A 21,717-nucleotide genomic window follows, 5' to 3' on the forward strand; every position below is an offset into this window, starting at 1 on the left:
GCTTCATGACCGGTCGATATGGCCGAGATCGCGCTCCGGGTCGAGGTGGTCGCGCACCCTCTGCTTGAGGGCCTTCACATCCGGAAACCCGCCGTCGCGGACCCGCTCCCACAGCAGCACGCCCGCGATCTCGATGCGGAACGCACCGCCGGTGGCGGGCACGAGGGCGACTTCGCCGAGGTCGTCGCGGAAGGTCGAGAGCAGCTCCTGCGCCATCCAGGCGGAGCGCAGCAGCCAGTTGCACTGGGTGCAGTAGGTGATCGCGACGCGCGGCCGTGCCGTGCGCGCCGCGCCCTCCCCCGTCACGTCGCTGTCGGGCCGCACGGCCGCGTGCTCCTCGTGCATGAGGCCACAGCGCATTGCGGCGCGGTTCTTGTCAACCTCGCAAGCAGTGCTTGACGTTTCGGGTCGGCACGCCCTAGAAGGCCCGGCATCCGGTCGCCGCCTGCTCCAGGCGTCGCCGACCGCGTTGGTTCCGCCCCCGGGTCTCGGCCCTTGGCGGCACGGACGGTTAGCACAGCGGTAGTGCGTTCCCTTCACACGGGAAAGGTCGCAGGTTCGATCCCTGCACCGTCCACCATTCTCCTCCCTCCCCCCGAAGGTCCGACGCGCGAGACATTTGCGTCGGTTTGCCACCCGAAACGCCCGTGCTAAGGCCGCGTGATCGGTGAACGCACAAGCTTCGACCCGGCATCAACCGGGCTAGGGCGGCACGAGCAGGGTAAGGGCGGGAACAGCCATGAAGGACATCCTCGACAAGCTCGCGGAGCGACGGGCCCAGGCGCGCCTGGGCGGCGGCGAGAAGCGCGTCGAGGCCCAGCACAAGCGCGGCAAGCTCACGGCCCGCGAGCGGATCGAACTCCTCCTCGACCACGGGTCGTTCGAGGAATTCGACATGTTCGTGCAGCATCGCTCCACCGATTTCGGCATGGAGAAGCAGAAGATCCCCGGCGACGGCGTTGTCACCGGCTGGGGCACGATCAACGGCCGCACGGTCTTCCTGTTCTCGAAGGACTTCACGGTGTTCGGCGGCTCCCTGTCGGAGGCCCACGCTCAGAAGATCGTGAAGGTCCAGGACATGGCGCTGAAGATGCGCGCCCCGATCATCGGCATCTTCGATGCCGGCGGCGCGCGCATCCAGGAGGGCGTCGCGGCGCTCGGCGGCTACGGCGAGGTCTTTCGCCGGAACGTGATGGCCTCGGGCGTGATCCCGCAGATCTCGGTGATCATGGGCCCCTGCGCGGGCGGCGACGTCTACTCGCCGGCCATGACGGACTTCATCTTCATGGTCCGCGACACGAGCTACATGTTCGTGACCGGCCCGGACGTGGTGAAGACCGTGACCAACGAGGTCGTGACCGCGGAGGAGCTCGGCGGCGCCAAGGTCCACACCACGAAATCCTCCATCGCCGACGGCTCGTTCGAGAACGACGTCGAGGCGATCCTCCAGATCCGTCGCCTGCTCGACTTCCTCCCGGCCAACAACATCGAGGGCGTGCCCGAGATCGAGAGCTTCGACGATGTCGACCGGCTCGACATGTCGCTCGACACCCTGATCCCCGACAACCCGAACAAGCCCTACGACATGGGCGAGCTGATCCGCCGGGTGGTCGACGAGGGCGATTTCTTCGAGATCCAGGCGGCCTATGCCCGCAACATCATGACCGGGTTCGGCCGGATCGAGGGCCGGACCGTCGGGTTCGTCGCCAACCAGCCGATGGTGCTGGCCGGGGTGCTCGATTCGGACGCCTCCCGCAAGGCCGCGCGGTTCGTGCGCTTCTGCGACGCCTTCGCGATCCCGATCGTCACCTTCGTGGACGTGCCGGGCTTCCTGCCGGGCACCGCGCAGGAATATGGCGGCCTGATCAAGCACGGCGCCAAGCTGCTCTTCGCCTATTCGCAGGCGACGGTCCCGCTGGTGACGATCATCACCCGCAAGGCCTTCGGCGGCGCCTACGACGTGATGGCCTCGAAGCATGTCGGCGCCGACCTCAACTACGCCTGGCCCACCGCCCAGATCGCCGTGATGGGCGCCAAGGGCGCCGTGGAGATCATTTTCCGCAGCGAGCTCAGCGACCCGGAGAAGATCGCGGCGCGGACCGGCGAGTACGAGGACCGGTTCCTGTCCCCCTTCGTGGCGGCCGAGCGCGGCTACATCGACGAGGTGATCATGCCGCACTCGACCCGCCGCCGGATCGCCCGGGCGCTCGGCATGCTCCGCACCAAGGAGATGGAGCAGCCCTGGAAGAAGCACGACAACATCCCGCTCTGAGGCGGGGATACGGGCGGACCTCAACGGGTCCGCGCATGTCCCGACCGAGCGCGCGCCCTCTCCCGTGCGCGAGAGGGCGCGCGTCGCGTCTGAGCCAGCCTTGTGGAGGACCCGTCGCGCTTCAGCTCCGGTCGCTGTGCTCGATCACAGCACAGAGGGTCAGCGGCCCCTTGTCGGGCGAGACCATCGCCGAGCAGGTGATCCGGGCGCCGCCGAGATCGACGTTGCTGTGCCGCAGCCGGACAGCCGCGGCCTGGGCCTTGCGCGCCGCCTCCGTGATGGTCGCCGCATCGATGCCGGTCACGGCGTGCCCGGCCCGGCCGAAGGTCTCGTAATAGACGTCCGGCGGGCTGGCGCCGCGATACTGGGCCCCCACCGAGGACAGGTCCGGCGCGCCGCAGGCGAGGCTCAGGGTCATGTCGGGGCCGGCGGTGAAGTTGGCGTAATCGCTGCGCCGCTCGGTCGCCTTCGCGGCCGTCTCCGCGGTGACCTTGTCGATCAACGTGTCGCAGGATTGCGCCCAGGCGGAATGTGATCCGGCGCTGAGGACGACCAGGGCGAGGACGGGGAGGAGTGCACGCATACGGGCGAGGTAGCGCCGGGCGACGCGAAAACGAGCGGCGCGGCGTTCAGGCGCGGGGCGGTTCGCGGGGGATATTGATCGCGGATGGCCGGACTGCCATCGTCCCGGAATCAGACGGAGGGAAGGACCATGGCGTCGATCACCATCCGCAATATCCCCGACGCCGTTCATCGTGCCGTGAAGGTCAGAGCGGCGCGGCATGGCCGCAGTGCCGAAGCCGAGATTCGCGCCATCCTGGAACAGGCCGCGCAGCCTGAAGGCCGCGTGGCGCTGGGTTCGCTCCTGACATCCATCGCACGCGATGCGGGCGAGCTGAGCGATGCCGAAGTAGAGCAGATCAACGATCTGCGCGACACGCGTGCGGCGGAACCGATCCGCTTCGAATGATCCTCCTCGACACCAACGTCATCTCGGAGCTGTGGAGGCGCGATCCTGAACCGAAGGTGCTCGTCTGGACCGATGCTCAAGCCATCGAGATGCTCTATCTATCGGTCGTGACGATTGCGGAACTGCGGCTTGGCCTGGCGATCATGCCAAAAGGTCGGCGGCGTACGACCTATCAAGAGCGCTTGGAAAACGAGGTCGTGCCGGCCTTCGCAGGTCGCATCCTGGCATTCGATCTGAACGCGTCAGAGGCTTATGCGGAGCTGATGGCGCGCCAAGACGCAAGGACCCGCGATCGGCATGGCGGACGGTTATATCGCCGCCACCGCCGCGTCTCGGAACATGATGGTCGCAACGCGGGACCTCAGTCCATTCGAGGCCGCCGGTTTTCAAACGATTAATCCGTGGAACGGCCGCGCTTAGCGGATCGCCGACGGATGAGGCCGGACAGACGGATCACTGGCCGCTCAGGCGGCGGCGCCGTCCGGCCCCGATCCGCCCAGTTCCAACAGAACGATCTCCGGCGGCACGCCGAACCGCACCGGGATCCGGCTCATGCCGAAGCCGCCTGACACGATCAGGTGGCGGCCGTCTTGGATAACGTGGCCGTAGGCGTAATCGTGGCCGCGCACCCGCCGGATCGCGGGCGAGTGCCCGAACAGGCGGACCTGCCCGCCATGGGTATGGCCGGCGAGCGTCAGGGAGACCCGGTCGGGCACGTCGGCGAAGATGTCGGGCTCGTGGGCCATGAGGATCACCGGCGCCTCGTCGGTGATCGTGCCGAGGGTCGCGGGCAGGTCGTCGAGCCCCTGGTCCCAGCTGTTGAAATAGGGCTGCTGGTCGGCGAGGCCGGCGAGCCAGAACGGACGCCCGTCCTTCACCAGCCGCACCGCCTCGTTCTGCATCACCGGGATGCCCCGGGCCTCCAGCAGGTGCTTGACCGCCGGCGAGCCGCGCCGGGAGCGCTGGACGGCATGGTCGTCCCACCAATCGTGGTTGCCCAGGATCGCGTGGGTGCCGAGCGGCGCCTTCAGGCCCTCGACCATCCGGGCGAATTGCTCGAGGGGCAGCTTGCGCCAGGCGATCTTGCCGGCCGGATAATCGCCGAGCATCAGCACGAGGTCGGGCTTCAAGGCGTTGGTGGCGTCGATGATCTCGGCCACCCGGTCGAACGGCATGTACGGCTCGCAGATGTGGAAATCGGCGAGCACCGCCACGCGCAGCCGGAGCGCCGGGTCCCAGCGCGGCAGGGTCGGCGCGTAATGCGTCACCACCAGCCGGTGCAGTGGCTCGACATCGACCGCGTAGACCCCCGTCGCCGCCAAGAGGCCGGCGCCGGCCCCGAGTCCGGTGAGGAACTGCCGTCGGCTCGGCACGATCAGCATGGGGCGTCCAGAAGCTCTCGAAGTGACTTGCACGCCGCTAAGCGCGCAGTCCGGCGAAACCGGGGCGGCACCAGCCTGACACGCGGACGCTTCAGCGAGTCTGAATCCCGCACCCGGCGATGGCCTGCGGCCGCGGGCGGGCTATAACGCTCGGACAACGCCGCAAGAAACGTTCGGACCCCCATGTTGAACCGCCCCCTGCGCATCGGCACCCGCGGCAGCCCGATGGCGCTCGCCCAGACCGGGATGGTGCGCGACAAGATCGTGGCGGCCAATCCGGGGCTCGAGACCGAGCTGGTGGTGGTGACCACGGTGGCCGACAAGATCCTCGATCGCCCGCTCTCGGAGATCGGCGGCAAGGGCCTGTTCACCAAGGAACTCGAGCAGGCGCTGTTTTCCGACGAGGTCGATGTCGCGGTCCATTCCATGAAGGACGTGGAGACCTGGCTGCCGGACGGGTTGGCCATCGCCTGCATCCTGGAGCGCGACGACCCGCGCGACGCCTTCCTGTCGCCGCACGCGGACGGGCTCGCGGGCCTGCCGGAAGGCGCGCGGGTCGGGACCTCGTCGCTCCGGCGGGGGGCGCAGGTGCTGATGCACCGGCCGGACCTGAAGGTCGTGCCCCTGCGCGGCAACGCCAACACGCGGATGCGCAAGCTTGAATCCGGCGAGTGCGACGCGACCCTGCTGGCGCTCGCCGGGTTGCAGCGCCTTGGCCTGCAGGACATGGCCCGCAGCATCCTGTCGGTGGACGAGATGCTGCCCGCGGTGGCGCAGGGCGCGCTCGGGATCGAGTGCCGGGCCGACGACGGGGCGATCCGCGACCTGCTGGCGCCGATCGCCTGCGCCCGCACCACCACTGCGATCGCGGCGGAACGCGCGCTGCTCGCCGAGCTCGACGGCTCCTGCCGGACGCCGATCGCCGCCCTGGCGCAGATCGACGGCGACCAGCTCAAGCTCGACGGGCTGCTGTTCCTGCCCGACGGCAGCCGGCACTGGGCCGTCTCCCGGCAGGGCCCGGCGGCGGAGGCCGAGCGCATCGGCCGCGAGGCCGGCGCCGTGCTGAAGGAGGCGGCCGGAGAGACCTACACGCGTCATCTGCAGTGAGGAGCGGCTGATGCCGGCGGTGACCCTGGTCGACGTGTTCACGCATGACGGACGGGGCGGGAATCCCTGCCCGGTGGTCGCGGATGCGCGGGATCTCGATGCCGACGCCATGCGGGCGGTGGCCGGGCGCTACGGCCACGAATCCGGCTTCGCGCTCCCGGTGGAGGATGCCGCGCACGATCTGCGCTTGCGCTTCTTCGTACCGAACCACGAGATGGAGATGTGTGCGCACGCGACGATCGGCGCGCTCTGGGTGCTGGCCCGGGAGGGCCGCTTATCGGGCGAGACCGTGCGGATCGCCACCGGCAGCGGCTCGGTTACCGGCTTCGTCGCGCCGCGTGCGGACGGCCAATGGACGGTGGAGATCACCCAGCCGGCGGGGCGGGTGACCCCGCTCGCCCCCGAGCCGGAAGCGGCGGTGCTGGCGGCGTTTGGCCTGAATCGGAACGCCCTCGCCGACCGGCCGATCCACAACGCCGTGACATCCCGGGTGAAGACCCTGGTGCCGATGCGCGATCAAACCGCGCTGAACGCCCTGGTACCGGACCAAGCCGCGGTGGAGGCCGCGTGCACGCGGATCGGATCCACCGGCCTCTACCCCTACGCAGTGCTCGACCGCGATGCCCGAACGTTCGAGGCGCGGCAATTCCCCCGTTCCTCCGGCTACCCCGAGGATGCCGCAACCGGCATCGCGGCGGCCGCCCTGGCTTTCGGGCTGCTGCAGGATGGGCTGATTGCACCGGACGACCGGCCGATCCGGATCTTCCAGGGCCGGGCCATGGGCCGCCTGTCCGAGATCCGGGTGCGCCTGGGCTTCGCGAACGGCCGCGCTATCGGGTGCCTGCTCGCCGGCGACGTGGCGCTAGCAGAGGTGCACCAGGCCCAGGCCTGAATGCGTGGGCCAATCGCGACCGTCCCGCTATCGCGACGAGAAGCAAGATCACTCCCGCTCGTCACCCCGCGCGCGATCCCGGCGGATGCTGCGGCGGACGGCGATGAGCTGCCAGAGGCCGATCCCGAAGGCCAGGGCGAAGACCAGCCCGATATCGAAAGCCGCGAACAGGCCGTCGCTCACGTGCCGGCCTCAGGACGGTGCGGAGCGGCCGAAGGCCTCGCGCTCGCGCATCCGCTCGATCAGGTCCAGCACGTGCACCACCCGGCCGCCCACGTCCCACCAGGGCCGGAGCGCCGCCCGCCTGCGGTCGGGAACCGGCACATGCGCCATCACCGCGTCGATCAGGAACGCGACTTCCGGCAGGGGCGGTGCCGCGAGGCCCGGCGTCGCAGCACCGGAGCGCAGGGCGCGGGCGATCAGGGCGAGCTTGCGGGTGGTCCGGACCCGGGCGCGGTTCGAGACGGAATCGTGGTCCTGCCCGGCCACGACCCGGCCGATCTCGGCATAGATCAGCGCCGCCGCGCGGATCGCCGGGCGGCAGGGCGCCGGCAGCGCCGCGATGCCCGCCTCCGCTTGCCGATACAGCCCATCCGCCTCGGCGAGCAGCCGGGCGACAACGCCCGCCAGCGCCGGGCTCGGCCGCGGATCGGCGAGGAACGCGTCAGGGTCGAGCCCGGCCGCGACCATCCAGTCGAGGGGCAGGTAGAGCCGGCCCATCCTTGCATCCTCACCGACATCGCGGGCGATGTTGGTGAGCTGCATGGCGGCGCCGAGATCGCAGGCGCGGGCGAGCGCATCCGGGGCGCGCGCGCCCATGATCAGCGCCATCATGGCCCCGACCGAGCCCGCGACCCGGGCGGCGTAGCCGTGCAGCGCGGCCAGGTCCGCGTAGCGCCGTCCCTCCGCGTCCCAGGCGAACCCCTCGATCAAAGCGTAGGGCAGCGCTTCGGGGATCGCATATTGGCCGACGATCTCCGAGAAGGCCCGGTCGGCCGGCGTATCGGCGGGCGCGCCCGCATAGGCCAGTGCGACCCGGCGGCCGAGACGCGCGACCGCGTCGCGTCGGTCGGAGGCGTTGGGCGCCTCGTCGACGAGATCGTCGGAAAGGCGGCAGAAGGCGTAGAGCCCGTAGGCCGCCTCGCGTACCTCGCCGGGCAGCAGCTTCCCGGCAGCGAAGAAGCTCTTCGAGCCGGCGCGGATCGCAACCCGACAGGCGGTGCGATCCGCGGCTCTGGCGAATTCAGGCGGAAACGCGGGCATCCGGAACCACCAGATCGAGGATTCGGGCGGAGGAGAGCACGCCGGGCAGACCGGCCCCGGGATGCGTGCCGGCCCCGACGAGGTACAGGTTGCGCACGTCGCTCGACCGGTTGTGCGGCCGGAACCACGCGGATTGGGTCAGCACCGGTTCGAGGCCGAAGCCCGACCCGCGATAGCTCTGGAAATCGTCCTGGAATTCCCGAGGCGTCGTCACCTTCGAGGTGACGATGGCGTCCGACAGGCCGGGGAGGACGCTCGATTCGAGCATCTCGGCGATCCGGCGCCGGTACGGCTCGGCGAGGGCGCGCCAATCCTGGCCGCCGGCCAGGTTCGGCACCGGGGCCAGCACGTAGAAGGCGTCGCAACCCGGCGGCGCGAGGCTCGGATCCGTAGCGGTCGGCCGGTGCAGGTAGAGGCTCGCATCCTCGGCCAGGACCTTGCGGTCGAAGATGTCCGCGAGCAGCCCGCGATAGCGCGGCCCGAGCAGGATCATGTGGTGGGCGACATCCGGGTAGCGCCGCTTCGTGCCGAAATACCAGACGAACAAGCCCATCGAGGAGCGCGCCCGCCGGAGCCGCCCGGGGCTCCAGCGCCGGGGCTTCGGCAGCAGCCGCGCATGGGTCACCGCCGAATCGGCGTTCGAGACCACGAGGTCGGCCGCGATCGTCTCGCCGCCCGCGAGCTCGACCCCGGTCGCGCTCCCGTCCTCGACCCGGATGCGGGCGACGTCGACGCCCAGCCGGACCCGTCCGTTCAGGCTGCGGATCAGCCGGACCAGCCCCTCGACCAGTTTCCCGGTCCCGCCCATGGCGAAATGGACGCCCCAGCGCCGCTCGAGATCCGCGATCAGGCAGTAGATCGCGCTCGCCCGGAACGGGTTGCCGCCGATCAGGAGCGGGTGGAAGCTGAACACGGTGCGCAGCCGCTCGTCGCGGATGAAGCGCGCCACCACGGCATGGACCGAGCGGTGGCCCGACAGGCGCAGCAGGTCCGGGGCGATCTTCAGCATCGAGCCGACGCTGCCGAACGGGACGTGGCCGAGCTGCTCGAAGCCGATCCGGCAGACCGCGCGGCTATGCGCCATGAACCGGTCGTAGCCGGCGACGTCGTCGGGGGCGAAGCGCGCCACCTCGGCGCGCATCCGCTCGGGATCGCCGCTATACTCGAAGGTTGCGCCGTTGGCGAAGCGGATCCGGTAGAAGGGATCGATCGGGACCAGCGTGACGTCGTCGGACAGGCGGCGGCCGGCGAGCTGCCACAGCTCCTCGAAGAGCTGCGGCGCGGTGACGATGGTCGGCCCTGCGTCAAACGTGAAGCCGTCCTGCCGGTGCACCCTGGCGCGGCCGCCCGGCTGCTCCAAACGCTCCAGCACGGTGACCCGGTAGCCCCGGGCCCCGAGCCGAACGGCAGCGGCCAAGCCGCCGAAGCCGGAGCCGACGACGACCGCGTGGGGCCGCCGATCCGTCTCCTGCCGTTCCGACTGCTCGACCGCAAGTGTCAACATAACTTGACACTATGCCGGGGTTTTCTCCGTAAGCAAGGGCGAAACGTCGATCCGCCCCCGCCGATGTCTCGGCCTCAGAACTCGCCGGCCAGACCGGCCCGGACGCCGACATTGCTCTCGCCGGCATAGGCGACACCGGCGGTCACGGCGATCGGGACGCAGCAAGTCGGCAGCCGGTGCGCGACGGCGACACCGCCGGCCCATTCCCCGCGATAGGTCGCGCCGTTGGTCGCCCAGGTGGTCTTGCCGGGGGCTGACGGCATCGGTGCAGTCGCCATCGCGATCGCCATGGCCACGCCCTGGCGGGCTTCCTTGCGGGTCTGGACCGCGTAGCGCTGCATCGTGTCGGTCTTGGCCTCCAGGTTGTTGACCTGGGACTGGACCGAATCGATCCGGTTGCCGAGGCCCGCGATGGTGGAGGGGCCATAGGCCGAGGCGGCGAGATTGCCGGCGGCGTCGGTGGTCACGAAGTTCGTCGCGCCGCTCTGGGCCGCCGCACTCGCCTGGGAGGCGACGCCCGCCAGGGTGTAGGTGTTGGCGGCATTGCCGATCGCCACCTGGTTGGCCTGGGTCGTCTTGACGTTGGCGCCGATGGCGATGGTGTTCGCCTGGTTGGCCGCCGCGCCATTGCCGAGCGCCACGCTGTTGTTGCCGGCGGCCGAGGCCGCCGCACCGATCGCCGTGGATCCCGTGCCCGTGGCGCCCGCGACGAAGCCGAGCGCCGTGCTGCCGGCTCCCGACGCTGCTGACGCAGTGCCGACCGCCGTGCCGCCGAGCCCCTGGGCGCTCGCCGCGTAGCCGACGGCGACGCTGCCGGTATTGACCGCTGCCGCGCCGGTGCCGACGGCGGTCGAGGCCGTTCCGGCTGCGCTCGATCCGAAGCCCACCGCGAGGGCGTCGGCCCCCACGGCGCTCGGTGCGGCCTGACCGCTGGTGTTGTTGGCAGCGACACCCGTGGCGCTGGAGAGTTGGGAAAGCCGCAGATCGGCGACGATGGTCTGGCCCTGGGACTGTGTGACGTTGCCGGTAACGATGTAGATGCCCGGACCGGAACCACCGACGATCGAAGTGCCGCCGGTTCCACCGGTCCCACCGCCCGTAGCGCTACCGCCGCCGCCGGTGCCGCCCCCGCTGCCCCCAACGGCGCCCCCGCCGCCGCCAACGGTGCCCCCGCCGCCCCCAACGGTGCCCCCGCCGCCCCCAACGGTACCCCCGCCGCCAACGGTACCTCCGCCGCCGCCAGCCGTACCGCCCGCCGTGCCGAGGACGAGTCCGGTCCCGAGCAGTCCATCGCCTGGACCAGTCGTCCCGACCAAAACGCCTGTCCCGAGAATTCCGCCGCTGGTGGTACCGACGTTCAAGCCGGTACCGAGGACACCGGTACCAAGATTCGTGGTGCCAACCGTCACGCCGGTCCCGAGGACGCCGCCACTGGAGGTACCGACGTTCAGGCCGGTGCCGAGGATGCCCGTCCCGGGATTGGTGGTGCCGACTGAGATCCCGGTTCCCAGAATACCGCCTGCGGTTGTATCGAGGGCGCCTCGGAGAAGTTGTGCTTGTGCCGGCGCAACCATCGGAAGTGCGAACAGAGTGCTGGCGAGAAGGGGCGCGATGCCGCCGGCCGGCCGGCGCAGGGCAGCATTCGAGATCCGCTGCCCCGCTAGGGCGTCGGTCAGTTTACGCATCTGAGACTCCATTGCCGTGCGGCCCTGCAGATCCCGCCGCGGTCCTGAAGTCCGGCGGGCGCTAGGCTGGTACAGACACAGCTTCTGGTAGAATGCTTAACACCAACTTTCGGTTGTATTTGTAATCGCAATTTCGCGTCTCGCGCGGCATCCCCTGCCGCGCTGCGGCGGCGGGTCCGCCCGCCTCAGAAAACCCGCCTTTTCGCAGCGATATCGGCTCCGACCGGGGGTATAGGGGCCGAGCGAGCGCTGGCCGGAGAGAATGGACGCGTGATGGACGGGCGGGACAGGACCATCTTCGTTGCGGGGCACCGCGGGATGGTGGGATCGGCGATCGTGCGCCGGCTGCGCGAGCTGGGCTACGGGCGGATCCTCACGGCGGACCGGCAGGCGTTGGATCTGCTCGATCAGGCCGCGGTCCGGGCCTTCTTCGCCCAGAACCGGATCGACCAGGTCTACCTCGCTGCCGCCAAGGTCGGCGGCATCCACGCCAACAACACCTACCCGGCCGAGTTCATCCACGAGAACCTGCTGATCCAGTCGAACCTCATCCACGCCGCACACACGAGCGATGTCGACCGGCTGCTGTTCCTGGGCTCCTCCTGCATCTACCCGAAGCACGCGGAGCAGCCGATGCGCGAGGACGCGCTGCTGACCGGGCTGCTGGAGCCGACCAACGAGCCCTACGCGATCGCCAAAATCGCCGGAATCAAGATGTGCGAGAGCTACAACCGGCAGTACGGCCGGCGCTACCGCAGCGTGATGCCGACCAACCTGTACGGGCCCAACGACAACTTCCACCCGCAGAACGCCCACGTCCTGCCGGCGCTGATGCGGCGCCTGCACGAGGCGAGGCAGGAGGGCCGTCCCTCCGTCACGGTCTGGGGCACGGGTCGGGCGATGCGCGAGTTCCTGCATGTCGACGACATGGCCCGTGCCAGCGTGTTCGTGATGGAGCTGGACGACGCGGTCTACGCCGCCAACACCCGGCCGGACCTGTCGCACATCAATGTCGGCACCGGCGCGGATTGCACCATCCGCGAGCTGGCCGAGGCCCTGGCGCGGGTGATCGGCTACGAGGGCCGGCTCGAGTTCGACGCGACCAAGCCCGACGGGACGCCGCGCAAGCTGATGGACGTGTCGCGCCTGCGCAGTATGGGCTGGCAGCCGGAGATCGGCCTGGAACAGGGGCTGCGCCAGACCTATGGCTGGTTCCTCGAGAACCACGCGACGCTGCGCGGCTGATCACGGCCGCGGCGCGACATCCCAATCGGGCAGGAGAACCAGCATGGCCCCGCGGGCCTCTGACGAAGCCGAGCAGGCGCGACGGCGCAAGTTCCTGCGCGACTTCCACACGTTCGATTCGAACATCCGCTTCCCGGCGCCCTACACCCAGTTCGCCGGCAAGCCGCTCGCGTCGGCGGCGGGACAGGGCTGGCGCTACGACGCGCTCGGCTACCGGAACGACAGCCATCCCGAGGCGCGCCCCGCCTCCGAGACCCTGCGCGTCTTCGTGGTCGGCGACAGCACGCTGGTCGACGGCCAGGTCTTCGCCGACACCATCCCGGGCCGCCTGGAGACCGGGCTGAAGCGCCTCCACGGCGAGGGCGCACGCGTCTACAATTTCGGCGCGACCTCGGCCTGCCTGAACCAGATGATCGCGCTGATCACCACCCGGCTGATGGACCTTCAGCCGGACGTGATCTTCGTGCTGGGCGGCGCCACGGACATCTTCCAGCCGTGGAGCTTCGATCCGCGTGCCGGCTATCCGTACAATCACTTCGCCCAGGAAACCCTGTACGACTACTTCTTCAACACGACGAAGGTGAATGCGGAGGCCGAGGATCTGTCCTACGACAGCCTGCACGCGCTGATCTTCGGCCGGCTCGACAACCTGCGGGTGCTGACGAACTGGCAGTCGGACATCTGGGAATGGGAGGTGGTGCGTCAGTTCGAGCTGGCGCTGAAGCGCCTCGCCCGCCTCTCCGGCGGCATCGGCGCGCCGGTGCGGTTCCTCCTGCAGCCGGCGGTCGTCCGCAAGACCGAGCGGATCGGTGACGAGCAGAGCGCCGCCTCGGGGGAATTCCTCGCCTATCTCGACCGACAATACACCCGGATCGAGCAGGTGCTCGGCCGGCTCCAGGCCGATGGCCTGACGCAGGGATTGTTCACGACACGGGACCTCAGCCGGATCTTCGAAGCCGACAGCCGCTTCCTGTTCACCGACATCGTGCACGTCACCTCCGAGGGCCGCCAGATGATGGCCGACCGCTTGGCCGCGGAGGTCGCGGACGTGCTCGGCCTTCCGTCCGAGGTATAGGCCGTGGCGACGCCGATCGTGTTCATCGGGGACTCGATCACCGAGGCCTGGGGCTTCCACCGCGCGGCGACCTTCGCGGCCCACGGCCTGATCCCGCGGGGCGGGTCCGGCCAGACGGCGCGCTGGATCACCATGCGGTTCCGCCGCGACCTCGAGGAGACCGGCGCGCAGGGGGTTCATCTCCTGTGTGGGGTCAACGATATCGGTCGCAACGAGGGCTTCTTCGTCCCCGCCGACGAGATCGCACGGGCGCTGGCCGGCATGCTCGACGAGGCCCGGGCGATGGGCGTGAAAGCCTGGGTCGGCTCGATCATGCCGGCCGCCCGGATCCCCTGGAACCCGGAGGTCCCGGACGCCCCGGCCATGATCGCCGCCGTGAACGCGTGGCTGCGGGACCACGCCCACGAGCACGGCGCGACCTTCATCGACTATCACGCGGTGCTGGCCGACGAATCCGGGGCGCTACGCCGGGCCTACACCACGGACGGCCTGCATCTCAGCCCGGCCGGCTACAAGGCGATCGAGCCGCTGATGCTGGCGGCTCTGGGGCGGGTGGCAGCGCCCGCTCAGGACTTCACCGCTGCGGCGCCACCGAGATTCGGAGGACGACGCCTCGCCGCCGCCTTGGCAGCGACCGTTTTGGTGGTCGCCGGCTTCGCCCTCCTGCTGACCCTCCGCTGACAACCAACCGTGCACTGATTGTCCCGCACCGTCATCGCGAGCGTAGCGAAGCGACCCAGTGCGACGCTATCATCAGCAGCCTAGAGCCGCCCTAGGTTGCTTCGCTCCGCTCGCAATGACAGTGCAGGCCACACAACCCCCTGATCGCAGATCGCAGCGGGCTAGGGTCGAGCATCCACCAGCCCGACCCGCAACAGGCGCAATCACACCCGTCGCACCGCCCCGTGGGCCGCGCTGGTGGTCAGCATCGCGTAGGCGCGCAGCGCCGTGCTGACCTTGCGCTTGCGCGGGCTCGCCGGCTGCCATCCGGCGGAATCCTGCTCGGCGCGCCGCCGCTCCAGCTCGGCGGGCTCGACGTCGAGGCGGATGCTGCGGGCCGGGATGTCGATGGCGATGGTGTCGCCGTCGCGCACGAGACCGATCAGGCCGCCCTCCGCGGCTTCGGGAGAGACGTGGCCGATCGACAGGCCGGAGGAGCCGCCGGAAAAGCGCCCGTCGGTGACCAGCGCGCAGGCTTTGCCGAGGCCCTTCGATTTCAGGTAGCTCGTCGGATAGAGCATCTCCTGCATGCCGGGGCCGCCGCGCGGGCCCTCGTAGCGGATCAGCACGACCTCGCCGGCCGTGACCTTGCCGTTGAGGATGCCGTCCACCGCCGCGTCCTGGCTCTCGAACACTTGGGCCCGTCCCTCGAAGGTGAGGATCGAGGCGTCCACGCCCGCGGTCTTCACGATGCAGCCCTGCTCGGCGAGGTTGCCGTAGAGCACCGCCAAGCCGCCATCCTGCGAATAGGCATGGGCGGCGTCGCGGATCACCCCGCCCTCCCGGTCGAGATCGAGTTCGTCGAAGCGGGATTCCTGGCTGAACGCCACCTGGGTCGGCACGCCGCCGGGCGCGGCGCGGTAGAAGTTTTGGACCGAGGCACTGGTCGATCTGCGCACGTCCCAGCGAGCGAGCGCTTCACGAAGCGTCCCGGCAGCGACGTTGCCGGTCCCCGTGTCGATCAGCCCGGCCCGGTCGAGCTCGCCCAGGATGCCCATGATCCCGCCGGCCCGATGGACATCCTCCATGTGGACGTTGGCCACCGCCGGAGCGACCTTGCACAGGACCGGCACCCGCCGGGACAGCCGGTCGATATCGGCCATGGTGAACGGCACCTCGCCCTCGTGGGCGGCGGCCAGCAGGTGCAGCACCGTGTTGGTCGAACCGCCCATGGCGATGTCGAGCGTCATGGCGTTCTCGAAGGCCGTGAAGCTCGCCACCGCGCGGGGCAGCACGCTCGCATCGTCCTGCTCGTAGTGGCGGCGGGCGAGGTCCACGATCAGGTGGCCGGCCTCGACGAACAGGCGCTTGCGGTCGGCATGGGTCGCCAGCACTGAGCCGTTGCCCGGCAGCGCCAGCCCGAGGGCTTCGGTCAGGCAGTTCATCGAATTCGCGGTGAACATGCCCGAGCAGGAGCCGCAGGTCGGGCAGGCCGAGCGCTCGATCACCTCGACATCGGCGTCCGAGATCCGGTCGTCGGCGGCCGCGATCATCGCGTCGACCAGATCGACCTTCTTGGCGATGCCGGGCAGCTGGACCTTGCCGGCCTCCATCGGGCCGCCCGAGACGAACACCGTCGGGATGTTCAGCCGCAGGCAGGCCATCAGCATGCCGGGGGTGATCTTGTCGCAATTCGAGATGCACACCATCGCGTCGGCGCAATGCGCGTTGACCATGTACTCGACGGAATCGGCGATCAGCTCCCGGGAGGGCAGCGAGTAGAGCATGCCGTCATGGCCCATCGCGATGCCGTCATCGACCGCGATGGTGTTGAACTCCTTGGCGACGCCCCCGGCCTTCTCGATCTCCCGGGCCACCAACTGGCCGAGATCCTTCAGATGGACGTGACCGGGCACGAACTGGGTGAACGAGTTGACCACGGCGATGATCGGCTTGCCGAAATCGCCGTCCTTCATGCCGGTGGCGCGCCAGAGGCCGCGGGCGCCGGCCATGTTGCGGCCATGGGTCGTGGTGCGGGAACGATAGGCAGGCATCGCGCGGTTCAATCGGTTCAGAAGCGAATCTTTCAAAGGTAGGGGCTTCTGCGCCCGCCGCGCCGCCGCTGCAAGCGTCGCGCAAGCGGGTGCGACCGTGTCATGCTCCCGGCGGATACCGGGACGCGAGAGAGGCGAATCGTAGGATGAACCGAGTGGATTTCCTGCGGCGGGCCATCGACCAGGGTCAGGGCCGGACCGAGGCGGATCTCGTCCTCAAGGGCGGGCGCTTCCTCGACCTCGTCACCGGCGACCTCATCGCCTCCGACATCGCCATCTGCGGCGACCGGATCGTCGGCACCTTCGGCCGCTATCGCGGCCGGCGCGAGGTGGACGTGTCCGGCAAGGTCGTGGTGCCAGGCTTCATCGACACCCACTTCCACGTCGAATCGTCACTGATGCCGCCGCAGGAATTCGAGCGCTGCGTCCTACCCCACGGCGTCACCACCGGTCTGTGCGACCCGCACGAGATGGCCAACGTGCTCGGCACCGACGCCTTCCGGTGGTTCCTGGCCTCGTCCGAGACCCTGGCGATGGATTTGCGGGTCCAGCTCTCCTCCTGCGTGCCGGCCACCGACCACCTCGAGACCTCGGGCGCGCGGATCGGCGCAGCGGACCTGCTGCCCTTCGCCGACCATCCGAAGGTGATCGGGCTCGCCGAATTCATGAACTTTCCGGGCGTGCTCGCCGGGGACCCGGGCGCTCTGGAAAAACTCGCGGCGTTCCAGGGCCACCTGATCGACGGCCACGCGCCGCTGCTGCGCGGCACCGCGCTTAACGGCTACATCGCGGCCGGTATCCGCACCGAGCACGAGGCGACCACGCCCGAAGAGGCGATGGAGAAGCTCTCGAAGGGCATGACCGTGCTGATCCGCGAGGGCTCGGTCTCCAAGGACCTGCACGCCCTGGCGCCGATCCTGACCGAGCGCACGGCGCCGTTCCTGGCCTTCTGCACCGACGACCGGAACCCCCTCGACATCGCCGAGGAGGGGCATCTCGACTACGTCATCCGCACGGCGATCGCGCTGGGCGCGCCGCCGCTGGCGGCCTACCGGACAGCGTCGTGGTCGGCGGCCCGGGCGATCGGGCTGCACGATCGCGGCCTCGTGGCGCCGGGCCAGCGCGCCGACCTCGTCGTGCTCGACGATCTTTTGGAGTGCCGGGTCGCGCAGGTGTTCAGCGCCGGGCGGCTCGTGGAGGATGCGTTGTTCGCGAATCGGCCGGCCATCCAGCCGATCGGCCGGAGCAGCCTGCGGGCGCGCCGGGTGACGGCGGCCGATTTCGCGGCCCCCGGCTCCGGGCCGTCGACGCCGGTGATCGGCGTGATGCCGGGCAAGATCATCACCCTGCGGCACGACCTGTCGCTGCCCTATGCGAACGGCGAGCGCCGGATCGACCTCGACCAGGACGTGATCAAGGTCGCGGTGGTCGAGCGCCACGGGAAGACCCCGCCGGGCGAGCGCGGCATCGGCGTCGCCTTCGTGAAGGGGTTCGGCCTCAAGCGCGGGGCGATCGCCTCCTCGGTCGGGCATGACAGCCACAACGTCACCGTGGTCGGAGCCGACGATGCCGACATGGCCGTGGCGGTGAACCGGCTCGGCGAGATCGAGGGCGGCTTCGTCGTGGTCGAGGGCGGCCGGGTGCTCGCCGAGATCGCCCTGCCGGTCGCCGGGCTGATGAGCCTGCTGCCGTTCGATTCGATCCGCGCCGCGCTCGTGACCCTGCGGGCGGCGGCGCGGGGCCTCGGCGTGGTCCTGCCCGAGCCGTTCCTGCAGGTGGCGTTCCTGCCGCTGCCGGTGATCCCGCACCTGAAGATCACCGACAAGGGCCTTGTGGATGTCGACCGTTTTGCGCTGATCGACCCATGAAATAGATTGCGCACAATCTATTTCGGGACTATGCGTTGGTTGCGCCGGCCCTAGATGCCGACTCTCTTCCTGTAACCGGAGATCGCCATGTCCGTAGACGTGAAGTACCGCACCACCGCGACGGCCACCGGTGGCCGCGATGGCGCTGCCAAGACCGCTGACGGCAGCTTCGAGGTGAAGCTCGCGACCCCGAAGGAGCTCGGCGGCGCCGGCGGCCCGGGCGCGAACCCGGAGCAGCTCTTCGCCTCCGGCTACTCGGCCTGCTTCCTGGGTGCCATGAAGGCGGTCGCCCCCTCGCTGCAGCTGAAGGTTCCGGCCGACACCAGCGTGACCGCCGATGTTGGCATCGGCCCGCGCTCCGAGGGCGGCTTCGGCATCACCGCCGACCTGACGATCAGCCTTCCGGGCCTCGACCGCGCCGACGCGCAGAAGCTCGTGGACGCCGCCCACCAGGTCTGCCCGTACTCGAACGCCACCCGCGGCAACGTCGATGTCGGCCTGAAGCTCGCCTGAGCCGGGCCGTCTTTCGGCCCTTCTCCAACCCTCCCTCTTCATCCTGAAGCGCGCGCCTCGAAGGAGCCCTCCTTCGAGGGCGCCGCCAGGCGGCGCTACCTCAGGATGAGGTCGTGAGTGGGTTATCTTTGGGTCGGCAGCGCCCTTCCCGTCATTGCGAGCGCAGCGAAGCAACCGAGGAAGGCACTACCGTCTGAGAGCGCGCGCTGCACTGGGTCGCTTCGCGACGCTCGCGGTGACGACGCGATTCGTCCCCAAAAGTGGACGGTCAGAAAAGCTTTCAAGCCGCCTGCGCTCGCATGCAGACATGGCCGGCTTCATCCAGGGTCACGCCCTCGAACCCCTCCCCTGTCCGCCGCCCGCAGACCCGAAAGATCTGGTTGGCGGTCATCGGCGAGACGCCGCGATACGTGAAGCGCCGCGGCACCTGCCCCTGCAGGGTCGCGGCGAGGTTCATCAGCAACGTCGCCTGGATCGGGCCGTGAACCACGAGGTCGGCGTAGCCCTCCACCTGGGTCGCGTAGGGCTGGTCGTAGTGGAATCGGTGGCCGTTGAAGGTCATGGCCGAGTAGCGGAACAGCAGCGTCGGCGTCGCCGGCACGGCCCAGACCTGCTCGTAGCCGGCCGCGTCGTCGCGCTCGGCCACCGACCCCGCGCCGCTCTGCGCCCCGGCGGCCTCCCGGTAGACGATGTCCTGCCGTTCCCGGATCGCCGGCCCGCACGCCGTGGCAACCGCGTGCTCGACGGTGACGAAGCAGAGCCGGCCGCTGCGCCCCTCCTTGAAGGCCACGTCGCGCACGGTCTCGGTGCGGGTGACGAGGTCGCCCTCGCGCAACTCCGACAGGGTCTCGACCTGCCCCCCGGCCCACATCCGTCGCGGCAGCGGCACCGGCGGCAGGAACCCACCCTTGGCGGCGTGGCCGTCCGGCCCGAGGGCGTCGGCGGGCGGCGTCTCCGGGGCGAGGCACCAGTGCAGGGCCGGCGGCGCCGTGCCCCCGGGGCTCGGCGCGAGATGCGGCGCGAAGGTCGCGCGGAACTCGGCCAAGAGACGCGGCGTGACGAAGTCCGAGGTCTCGCGGCTGCGGCCGATCCAGTCGGTGAGCTCGGTCATGTCAGTACGACCGCGGCAGGCCGAGGACGTGCTCGGACAGGTAGGCGAGGATCAGGTTCGTGGAGATCGGCGCGACCTGATAGAGCCGCGTCTCGCGGAACTTGCGCTCGATGTCGTATTCCTCGGCGAAGCCGAACCCGCCATGGGTCTGGATGCAGGCATTGGCCGCCTCGAACGAAGCGTCGGCGGCGAGCATCTTGGCCATGTTGGCCTCCGCGCCCGGATTGGCGCCGGATTCGTAAAGGGTCAGCGCCTCGCGGACCATCAGCTCGGCGGCGCGCATGTTGGCGTAGGCTTTGGCGATCGGGAATTGCACGCCCTGGTTGGCGCCGATCGGCCGGCCGAACACTGAGCGGTCCGACGCGTAGGCCCTCGCCTTGTCGATGAACCACTTGGCGTCGCCGACGCATTCCGCGGCGATCAGGATGCGCTCGGCATTCATGCCGGACAGGATGTAGCGGAAGCCCCTACCCTCCTCGCCGATCAGGTTCGCGGCCGGGACGCGGAGGTTGTCGAAGAACACCTCGGTGGTGGCGTGGTTCATCATGGTGCGGATCGGCCGGATGGTCAGGCCGTTACCGATCGCCTCCCGCATGTCCACGAGCAGCACCGACAGGCCGTCGGTGCGCTTCATGCCCTCGGCCCTGGGCGTCGTGCGGGCCAGGAGCAGCATCAGGTCCGAATGCTCGGCGCGACTGGTCCAGATCTTCTGGCCGTTGACGACGTACTGGTCGCCCTCGCGCCGGGCGGTGGTCTTCAGGCTGCCGGTATCGGTGCCGGAGGTCGGCTCGGTCACCCCGAAGGCCTGGAGGCGCAGGCGGCCCTCGGCGATGGCCGGCAGGTAGGCGGCCTTCTGGGCCTCCGAACCGTGCCGGAGCAGCGTGCCCATCGTGTACATCTGCGCGTGGCAGGCCCCGCCGTTGCAGCCCGCCCGCTGGACCTCCTCCAGGATCGCGGCGGCGGCCGAGAGCGGCAGGCCGGAGCCGCCATATTCCTCCGGGATCAGGACGGAGAGGTATCCGCTCGCGGTGAGCGCGTTCACGAACTCGGTCGGGTAGGCCATCTCCCGGTCGAGCGCCCGCCAGTACGGGCCGGGGAACCCGGCGCAAAGTTTGGCGACCGCCTCGCGGATCTCGGTATAGGCTTCCATCGCGCGCCTCAGGCCGTGCGGCCGCCATCGACCGGCAGGTCGACGCCGGTGATGAATTCGGCCTCGTCGGAGGCCAGGAACAGCGCCGCGGCGGCGATGTCCTCGGCCCGCGACATCCGCCCGAGGGGGATCGTCGCGATGAATCTCTCCCGGTTCTCCGGCGTGTCGGGCACGCCCATGAAATGCTCGAGCAGGGCGGTCGCGCCCATCACCGGGCAGAGCGCGTTCACCCGGATCTTCCAGGGCGCCAGTTCGAGGGCCAGCGACTTCGAGGCGAGGCTCGCCGCCCCCTTGGAGGCGTTGTACCAGGTCAGCCCCGGGCGCGGCCGGAGCGCCGCCGTCGAGCTGACATTGAGGATCACGCCCCCGCCCTGGTCACGCATCAGCGGGGCAATCGTCCGGACGTAGTGGAAGATCGACTTCACGTTCACCCGGAACACCCGGTCGAACTCGCCCTCGGTCACCTCCAGCAGCGGCTTGTTGCGGTGCGTGGTGCCGGCATTGTTGACGAGGATGTTCGGGATGCCGAACCGCTCCCGGGTCTCGGCGACGCTGGCCTCGACATCGGCGGCCGACCCGACATCCGCGGCGATCGCGATGGCGTTCGGACCGATGCCCGCAGCAACCCGCTCGGCCGCCGCCCGGTCGATATCTACGCAGGCGACCCGCGCCCCCTCGGTGGCGAACCGCTCGGCGATACCCGCGCCGAACCCGCTCCCGGCGCCCGTCACGAGCGCGATCTTTCCGTCGAGTCTCATGGCTTCCTCCCGAATTTTTGTTTCAATTGATGAACAACGCCAGACAAGATCAGTCGATATGACCTGTAAGACCATCCACGACAGATAGATCGATCAGTCGGCATCGCAACGTCAGGCCTATAAGGCACGGTGTCATTCCGGGGCGCCGCAGGCGAACCCGGAATCCAGAGCCGCCGCCTGTGCAGAACCATAAGCTGTCGGTGTTTAT

General features: G+C 69.6%; 20 protein-coding genes, 1 tRNA gene and 1 pseudogene. 11 read left to right on the plus strand and 11 right to left on the minus strand.

The genetic code is table 11. From position 1 onward, the window contains the following. Window positions 1–3: 3 nt before the first annotated feature. Window positions 4–345 (minus strand): Rdx family protein, encoded by a 342-nt coding sequence (locus tag BMZ47_RS11020; RefSeq protein WP_007563614.1) that lies wholly within the window; start codon window positions 343–345, stop codon window positions 4–6. A gap of 160 nt (window positions 346–505) precedes the next feature. Between BMZ47_RS11020 and BMZ47_RS11025 the strand changes: the two genes are divergently transcribed. Next, window positions 506–580: transfer RNA gene (locus tag BMZ47_RS11025), tRNA-Val, on the plus strand. Window positions 581–739: 159 nt separating this feature from the next. Next, entirely contained in the window at window positions 740–2,272 is a 1,533-nt protein-coding gene (locus BMZ47_RS11030; RefSeq protein ID WP_091861847.1) for an acyl-CoA carboxylase subunit beta, read from the plus strand. Window positions 2,273–2,393: 121 nt separating this feature from the next. Here the strand turns inward: BMZ47_RS11030 and BMZ47_RS11035 are convergent, their stop codons facing one another. After that, entirely contained in the window at window positions 2,394–2,855 is a 462-nt protein-coding gene (locus BMZ47_RS11035; RefSeq protein WP_091861850.1) for an ABC transporter ATPase, read from the minus strand. 129 nt (window positions 2,856–2,984) lie between these two features. Between BMZ47_RS11035 and BMZ47_RS11040 the strand changes: the two genes are divergently transcribed. Both BMZ47_RS11040 and BMZ47_RS11045 read left to right on the plus strand, forming a co-directional pair. Further along, a complete protein-coding gene (locus BMZ47_RS11040; protein ID WP_091861852.1) occupies window positions 2,985–3,242 on the plus strand; it encodes a FitA-like ribbon-helix-helix domain-containing protein in 258 nt (85 codons plus the stop codon). Continuing rightward, a pseudogene (locus tag BMZ47_RS11045) lies at window positions 3,239–3,662 on the plus strand (PIN domain-containing protein). The gene BMZ47_RS11040 and the pseudogene BMZ47_RS11045 overlap by 4 nt, the downstream one beginning before the upstream one ends. 44 nt (window positions 3,663–3,706) lie before the next feature. Here BMZ47_RS11045 and BMZ47_RS11050 read toward each other — a convergent pair. Beyond that, a complete protein-coding gene (locus BMZ47_RS11050) occupies window positions 3,707–4,624 on the minus strand; it encodes a metallophosphoesterase (protein ID WP_091861855.1) in 918 nt (305 codons plus the stop codon). 183 nt (window positions 4,625–4,807) lie between these two features. On the opposite strand from BMZ47_RS11050, the gene hemC reads away from it, so the two are divergent. Then, on the plus strand, window positions 4,808–5,731 hold the full coding sequence (gene hemC / locus BMZ47_RS11055) for a hydroxymethylbilane synthase (protein ID WP_091861858.1): 924 nt from the start codon (window positions 4,808–4,810) through the stop codon (window positions 5,729–5,731). Window positions 5,732–5,741: 10 nt separating this feature from the next. Next, window positions 5,742–6,623 carry a PhzF family phenazine biosynthesis protein gene (locus BMZ47_RS11060; RefSeq protein WP_091861861.1) on the plus strand — a complete coding sequence of 294 codons (882 nt, stop codon included), beginning with the start codon at window positions 5,742–5,744 and terminating at the stop codon, window positions 6,621–6,623. A gap of 48 nt (window positions 6,624–6,671) precedes the next feature. Here BMZ47_RS11060 and BMZ47_RS29135 read toward each other — a convergent pair whose 3' ends face one another. The 4 genes from BMZ47_RS29135 to BMZ47_RS28935 all read right to left on the minus strand — a co-directional run bounded on the left by BMZ47_RS29135 (window position 6,672) and on the right by BMZ47_RS28935 (window position 10,298). After that, complete coding sequence (locus BMZ47_RS29135) at window positions 6,672–6,806, minus strand: hypothetical protein (protein WP_280142722.1); 135 nt, start codon at window positions 6,804–6,806, stop codon at window positions 6,672–6,674. A gap of 9 nt (window positions 6,807–6,815) precedes the next feature. Beyond that, a complete protein-coding gene (locus tag BMZ47_RS11065) occupies window positions 6,816–7,886 on the minus strand; it encodes a phytoene/squalene synthase family protein (protein ID WP_091861864.1) in 1,071 nt (356 codons plus the stop codon). Then, window positions 7,867–9,390, minus strand: coding sequence for a phytoene desaturase (locus tag BMZ47_RS11070; RefSeq protein WP_091861866.1), 1,524 nt, complete (start codon window positions 9,388–9,390; stop codon window positions 7,867–7,869). Before BMZ47_RS11070 ends, BMZ47_RS11065 begins: the two co-directional genes overlap by 20 nt. Window positions 9,391–9,464: 74 nt before the next feature. Further along, entirely contained in the window at window positions 9,465–10,298 is an 834-nt protein-coding gene (locus BMZ47_RS28935) for a hypothetical protein (protein WP_244536791.1), read from the minus strand. Window positions 10,299–11,348: 1,050 nt separating this feature from the next. Between BMZ47_RS28935 and fcl the strand changes: the two genes are divergently transcribed. From fcl to BMZ47_RS11090, 3 genes are read left to right on the plus strand one after another with little or no spacing between them, the layout of a single operon-like run. Continuing rightward, window positions 11,349–12,320, plus strand: a complete 972-nt coding sequence (gene fcl, locus BMZ47_RS11080; RefSeq protein WP_091861872.1) for a GDP-L-fucose synthase — start codon at window positions 11,349–11,351, stop codon at window positions 12,318–12,320. A gap of 43 nt (window positions 12,321–12,363) precedes the next feature. Beyond that, complete coding sequence (locus BMZ47_RS11085; RefSeq protein ID WP_091861876.1) at window positions 12,364–13,395, plus strand: SGNH/GDSL hydrolase family protein; 1,032 nt, start codon at window positions 12,364–12,366, stop codon at window positions 13,393–13,395. Window positions 13,396–13,398: 3 nt separating this feature from the next. Beyond that, complete coding sequence (locus tag BMZ47_RS11090; RefSeq protein ID WP_091861879.1) at window positions 13,399–14,076, plus strand: GDSL-type esterase/lipase family protein; 678 nt, start codon at window positions 13,399–13,401, stop codon at window positions 14,074–14,076. 203 nt (window positions 14,077–14,279) lie between these two features. Here the strand turns inward: BMZ47_RS11090 and ilvD are convergent, their stop codons facing one another. After that, the gene (gene ilvD, locus BMZ47_RS11095) at window positions 14,280–16,109 is read right to left on the minus strand and encodes a dihydroxy-acid dehydratase (protein WP_091862093.1); all 1,830 of its coding nucleotides are present in this window, start codon (window positions 16,107–16,109) and stop codon (window positions 14,280–14,282) included. Between the two features lie 146 nt (window positions 16,110–16,255). Here ilvD and ade point away from each other — a divergent pair, with 146 nt between their 5' ends. Both ade and BMZ47_RS11105 read left to right on the plus strand, forming a co-directional pair. Then, the gene (ade, locus tag BMZ47_RS11100; RefSeq protein WP_091861882.1) at window positions 16,256–17,977 is read left to right on the plus strand and encodes an adenine deaminase; all 1,722 of its coding nucleotides are present in this window, start codon (window positions 16,256–16,258) and stop codon (window positions 17,975–17,977) included. Window positions 17,978–18,064: 87 nt separating this feature from the next. Further along, window positions 18,065–18,490, plus strand: coding sequence for an organic hydroperoxide resistance protein (locus tag BMZ47_RS11105; RefSeq protein WP_091861885.1), 426 nt, complete (start codon window positions 18,065–18,067; stop codon window positions 18,488–18,490). A 280-nt stretch (window positions 18,491–18,770) separates the two neighbouring features. Here the strand turns inward: BMZ47_RS11105 and BMZ47_RS11110 are convergent, their stop codons facing one another. From BMZ47_RS11110 to BMZ47_RS11120, 3 genes are read right to left on the minus strand one after another with little or no spacing between them, the layout of a single operon-like run. Next, window positions 18,771–19,601, minus strand: a complete 831-nt coding sequence (locus tag BMZ47_RS11110; protein ID WP_091861888.1) for an HTD2 family dehydratase — start codon at window positions 19,599–19,601, stop codon at window positions 18,771–18,773. Window position 19,602: 1 nt separating this feature from the next. Beyond that, complete coding sequence (locus tag BMZ47_RS11115; RefSeq protein WP_091861891.1) at window positions 19,603–20,751, minus strand: acyl-CoA dehydrogenase family protein; 1,149 nt, start codon at window positions 20,749–20,751, stop codon at window positions 19,603–19,605. An 8-nt stretch (window positions 20,752–20,759) separates the two neighbouring features. After that, entirely contained in the window at window positions 20,760–21,509 is a 750-nt protein-coding gene (locus BMZ47_RS11120; protein WP_091861894.1) for a glucose 1-dehydrogenase, read from the minus strand. Window positions 21,510–21,717: the final 208 nt, after the last annotated feature.

Source organism: Methylobacterium brachiatum (genome assembly GCF_900113845.1).
Taxonomy (GTDB): Bacteria; Pseudomonadota; Alphaproteobacteria; order Rhizobiales; family Beijerinckiaceae; genus Methylobacterium; species Methylobacterium brachiatum.